Annotated in this window: 6 protein-coding genes; 3 read left to right on the top strand and 3 right to left on the bottom strand. The window is 47.1% G+C overall.

Going from position 1 to position 4562, the window contains the following annotated elements:
• The coding region (locus BACCELL_RS21620; protein ID WP_044154289.1) for an ABC transporter ATP-binding protein at window positions 1-427 on the bottom strand (427 nt) is incomplete at its 3' end.
• Between the two features lie 185 nt (window positions 428-612).
• Between BACCELL_RS21620 and BACCELL_RS21615 the strand changes: the two genes are divergently transcribed.
• From BACCELL_RS21615 to BACCELL_RS21605, 3 genes are read left to right on the top strand one after another with little or no spacing between them, the layout of a single operon-like run.
• A complete protein-coding gene (locus BACCELL_RS21615; RefSeq protein ID WP_007214213.1) occupies window positions 613-1155 on the top strand; it encodes a ferredoxin domain-containing protein in 543 nt (180 codons plus the stop codon).
• The gene (locus tag BACCELL_RS21610; protein ID WP_007214212.1) at window positions 1152-2195 is read left to right on the top strand and encodes an agmatine deiminase family protein; all 1044 of its coding nucleotides are present in this window, start codon (window positions 1152-1154) and stop codon (window positions 2193-2195) included. Before BACCELL_RS21615 ends, BACCELL_RS21610 begins: the two co-directional genes overlap by 4 nt.
• Window positions 2196-2207: 12 nt before the next feature.
• The gene (locus BACCELL_RS21605; RefSeq protein ID WP_007214211.1) at window positions 2208-3092 is read left to right on the top strand and encodes a carbon-nitrogen hydrolase; all 885 of its coding nucleotides are present in this window, start codon (window positions 2208-2210) and stop codon (window positions 3090-3092) included.
• Between the two features lie 71 nt (window positions 3093-3163).
• On the opposite strand, the gene BACCELL_RS21600 is transcribed toward BACCELL_RS21605, so the two are convergent.
• Both BACCELL_RS21600 and BACCELL_RS21595 read right to left on the bottom strand, forming a co-directional pair.
• On the bottom strand, window positions 3164-3553 hold the full coding sequence (locus tag BACCELL_RS21600) for a GtrA family protein (RefSeq protein ID WP_007214210.1): 390 nt from the start codon (window positions 3551-3553) through the stop codon (window positions 3164-3166).
• A 17-nt stretch (window positions 3554-3570) separates the two neighbouring features.
• Window positions 3571-4562 (bottom strand): amino acid--tRNA ligase-related protein (locus tag BACCELL_RS21595; protein WP_044154183.1); only part of this gene is annotated, 992 nt, incomplete at its 5' end.

Raw genomic sequence — 4562 nt, 5'->3', positions numbered from 1 at the left:
TACGTTGCCGTTGTCCTCCGGAGATCTCATTCACACGTTTATCGTACAATTCCTCTTCCAGCCCCAATTCATCGAAACAGGCAAATAGTTTGTCCAGTGAAAAGGGGGTATTCCGGTTAGCTTTCAGATTGAAAGGGAGTTGCACCATTTCCTTCACCCATTCCGATGGAAGCGCCAGTTCTTGCGGTATCCATGCCACTTGCCTGCGAATTTGGTCGATAGTTCCTTTTTCCAGTAAAATGCCGTTAACGGTGATGCTCCCTGCTTTGAGGGGTACAAATCCTAAAACTGCATTCAGCAAGGAGGTCTTTCCCCGCCCCGATTGTCCGGAAATGCAGGCGATTTCCCCTTCGTGCAGTTGTAAGCAAAAACCGGAAAAAAGTGTATCTGCTCCGAAAGCGATGCATGCGTTGTCTATTTGAAGTATAGTCCTGGTCTCCATTTGAAAGCAAATATAGAAAGGAATTCTGAGAAAACGACGGATTATTGGCTGAAATCAGTATCTTTAAATAAGATAAGCTGCATTTTGGCATAACTTTTTCATGCAAGCATGAAAGTTCTGCACTCAATTTGCATTATCTTTGCTATCAGTTTTTAATAAAAGTGAGAATTATGATACAGAACGAACGTGCAAGCCGCCACGAACATGTGTTGGATGTGGCAAGGCAGATGATGACTGCTGCCCGTACCGCTCCGAAGGGAAAAGGTGTAGATATAATTGAAATAGCTATGGTCACCGGAGACGATTTAAAAGTATTGTCGGACAAGATGGTTGCCATGGTGGAAGAACACGGAATGAAGTTCTTTTTGCGGGATGCCGCCAACATTTTGCAGGCTGAATGTGTAATTATAATAGGTACGCGCGAGCAGGCGCAAGGATTGAATTGCGGCCATTGTGGTTATCCCACTTGTGCGGGACGCCTTGAAGGTGTGCCTTGTGCTGTGAATTCGGTCGATGTAGGTATAGCTATCGGTTCGGCTTGCGCCACGGCGGCTGATTTGCGTGTGGATACCCGTGTGATGTTCTCTGCCGGACTTGCTGCGCAGCAATTGGAGTGGTTGCCGGGATGCAGATCCGTGTATGCTATTCCGGTCAGTGCTTCGACCAAGAATCCGTTCTTTGACCGCAAGCCGAAAGAAGAAAAGAAAGAATGATAAATATGAGTGATACGTTCAATGCTGTTTTACCTGCCGAATGGGCGCCGCAAAGCGGAATACAGCTGACTTGGCCCCATGCCGGAACTGACTGGGCACATATGCTTACGGAAGTACAAGTCTGCTTTGCCGCTATCGCACGCGAAATAACCCAACGGGAATTGCTTCTGATCGTAACTCCCGAACCGGAGGAGGTCAAAAAGCAGATTTCAGCTACCGTCAATATGCAGAATGTCCGTTTCATGGAGTGTGAAACGAATGATACTTGGGCGCGTGATCATGGTGCAATTACTATGTTGGATTCAGAAGGCGCTTCGCTTCTTGATTTCATGTTCAATGGCTGGGGGCTGAAATTCGCTTCGGATAAAGACAATCTGATTACCCGTCAGGCTGTGAAAGTCGGTTTCCTGAATGGGCGGTATGTTAATCGTCTGGGCTTTGTTCTGGAAGGTGGTTCCATTGAGAGTGACGGGTTGGGCACATTACTCACCACGTCCGAGTGTTTGCTTTCTCCCAATCGTAACGGGCAGATGAGCCGCGATGAAATCGAAGACTATCTCTGTTCTGTATTTCATCTGAAACAGGTACTTTGGCTCGATCATGGGTATTTGGCAGGAGATGATACGGATAGTCATGTCGATACGCTCGCTCGTCTTTGCTCACCGGATACTATTGCCTATGTGCAATGCACCGATACGCAGGATGAACATTACGAAGCTCTCCATCAAATGGAAGAACAACTGAAAACCTTCCGTACTTTGAATGGAAACCCCTACCGCCTGTTGGCATTGCCTATGGTGGACAAGATTGAGGAAGAGGGCGAACGCCTCCCCGCAACGTATGCCAATTTCTTGATAATGAATGATGCGGTGCTTTATCCTACTTATCGTCAGCCGGAGAATGACCAACGTGCAAAAGAAGTCTTGCAGGAAGCGTTCCCGGAATATGAGATTGTAGGCATTGATTGTCGGACGCTGATTAAGCAGCATGGATCGCTCCATTGTGTTACGATGCAGTACCCTGCCGGTGTATTGAAATAAAATTAGAAAGATATGAGAAAAATAAAAGTCGGAATTATTCAGCAAGCCAATACAGCAGATCTTCGTACGAACCTGATGAACCTGGCTAAAAGCATAGAAGCTTGTGCTGCACATGGTGCGCAACTGATTGTATTACAGGAGCTGCACAACTCCCTGTATTTCTGTCAGACTGAAAACACGCAACTGTTTGATCTGGCGGAAACCATTCCCGGCCCTTCCACCGGATTTTATTCCGAACTGGCCGCTGCCAATAAAATAGTATTGGTGACCTCCCTATTTGAGAAACGTGCCCCAGGACTCTATCATAACACCGCCGTTGTCTTTGATCGTGACGGAAGCATTGCCGGAAAATACCGCAAGATGCATATCCCCGATGATCCGGCCTATTATGAAAAGTTCTATTTCACCCCCGGAGATATAGGTTTCGAACCTATCCAAACCTCTCTCGGAAAACTGGGCGTACTTGTTTGCTGGGATCAGTGGTATCCCGAAGCTGCCCGCCTGATGGCATTGAAAGGTGCCGAATTATTAATCTACCCCACCGCCATCGGTTGGGAAAGCAGTGACGCCGATGATGAAAAGGCACGCCAGCTCAATGCCTGGATTATCTCCCAGCGTGCCCATGCCGTAGCCAACGGACTTCCTGTTATCTCCGTTAACCGTGTCGGTCACGAACCCGATCCGTCCATGCAGACAAATGGCATCCAATTCTGGGGAAATAGTTTTGTAGCAGGTCCGCAAGGAGAATTCCTTGCACAAGCCGGAAATGATCGTCCGGAAAATATAGTAGTGGAGATAGATATGGAACGCTCTGAAAATGTACGCCGTTGGTGGCCTTTCCTGCGCGACCGTCGTATCGATGAATACGGTGGATTGACGAAACGCTTTCTTGATTAAAATACAATTCGATAAAAGTGCGATAAAGCGCAATTTGATAAAAGCGCAGTAAAACGTAGTTTGATAAAGCGTTAACGGAACGTGATTCTCCTGTTCATTATAAAATTCACGCCTCCGTAAATAAACAGTCCCAGGAACTGAGCCAGATATTCATCACAATTCAGTGCCTCGACTAACACTACCAAGAATAGGAATTGCGCCAGATATGCCATTCCGAAAGCGATAGAAAAGAGCAACACCTGCCTCCAGGTGTTGCTCTTCTTTTCTTTATCATCCAAAGGAAATATCCAGTGCTTGCACCAGATAAAATTATGAGTCTGTGCAATGACGTAAGCAGTTATGTTAGAGAGCATATAGTCGATGTCCAGTTCATCCATCATCAGCCAGATGACTGCTGCTATAATCAGGGCATTCAGCGTACCGATTACCGCAAAACGGAAGATGCGTCTCGACTCTCTCACAACAAACTAACCTACTCTTATTCTTTGATATCTACGATCAGATTCAGTTCGTCCAACTGAGACGGATCAAGTGCTGCGGGAGCATCCAGCATCACGTCGCGTCCACTGTTATTCTTCGGGAATGCGATGCAGTCACGAATACTATCCAATCCGGCAAAGAGAGATACCCAACGATCAAGACCATATGCCAGACCGCCATGAGGAGGTGCACCGTATTTGAATGCATTCATCAGGAATCCGAATTGTTCTTCTGCTTTTTCAGGAGTGAATCCCAGGATTTCGAACATCTTTGCCTGCAACTTTGGATCGTGGATACGGATTGAACCGCCACCGACTTCCACACCATTGATTACCATATCATAAGCATCGGCACGTACTGCTGCCGGATCAGTATCCAGTAAATCAATGTCCTCGTCTTTCGGATGGGTGAACGGATGGTGCATAGCCATCAAGCGGTTTTCTTGCTCACTCCATTCAAACATCGGGAAGTCTACTACCCACAGGCATGCGAATGTGTTCTTATCACGCAATCCCAATTGGCTACCCATTTCCAGACGAAGCTCGCAAAGTTGCTTGCGTGTCTTCATGGTGTCGTCGCCGCTCAAAATCAGAATCAAGTCACCCGGTTTGGCACCGAAAGCTTCTTTCACCTGTTGCAGTACTTCCTGCGTATAGAATTTGTCAACGCTCGATTTTACATTTCCGTCTTCCTCTACACGGGCGTAAACCATACCTTTTGCACCAATCTGCGGTCTCTTCACAAATTCCGTCAGAGCATCCAGTTGTTTGCGGGTGTAGTGTGCGGCACCTTCGGCACAGATACCACCGATGTATTCGGCGCTATCAAATACAGAGAAGTCATGGCCTTTCAGTATATCCATCAGCTCCACGAACTTCATACCGAAACGCAAGTCGGGTTTGTCGCTACCATAATATTTCATGGCGTCCGCCCATGCCATACGCTGGAACTGACCTTCCAATTCCACACCGCGGATTTCTTTGAACAGAT

It is taken from the genome of Bacteroides cellulosilyticus DSM 14838, from assembly GCF_000158035.1.
Taxonomy (GTDB): Bacteria; Bacteroidota; Bacteroidia; order Bacteroidales; family Bacteroidaceae; genus Bacteroides; species Bacteroides cellulosilyticus.
The sequence above is the reverse complement of the archived record's forward strand: the minus strand, read 5'-3'. Positions and strand labels throughout refer to the sequence as shown.

Coding starts and splice junctions, on each gene's coding strand:
- BACCELL_RS21615 (WP_007214213.1), top strand. CDS start 613: ATGATACAGAACGAACGTGCAAGCCGCCACGAACATGTGTTGGATGTG.
- BACCELL_RS21610 (WP_007214212.1), top strand. CDS start 1,152: ATGATAAATATGAGTGATACGTTCAATGCTGTTTTACCTGCCGAATGG.
- BACCELL_RS21605 (WP_007214211.1), top strand. CDS start 2,208: ATGAGAAAAATAAAAGTCGGAATTATTCAGCAAGCCAATACAGCAGAT.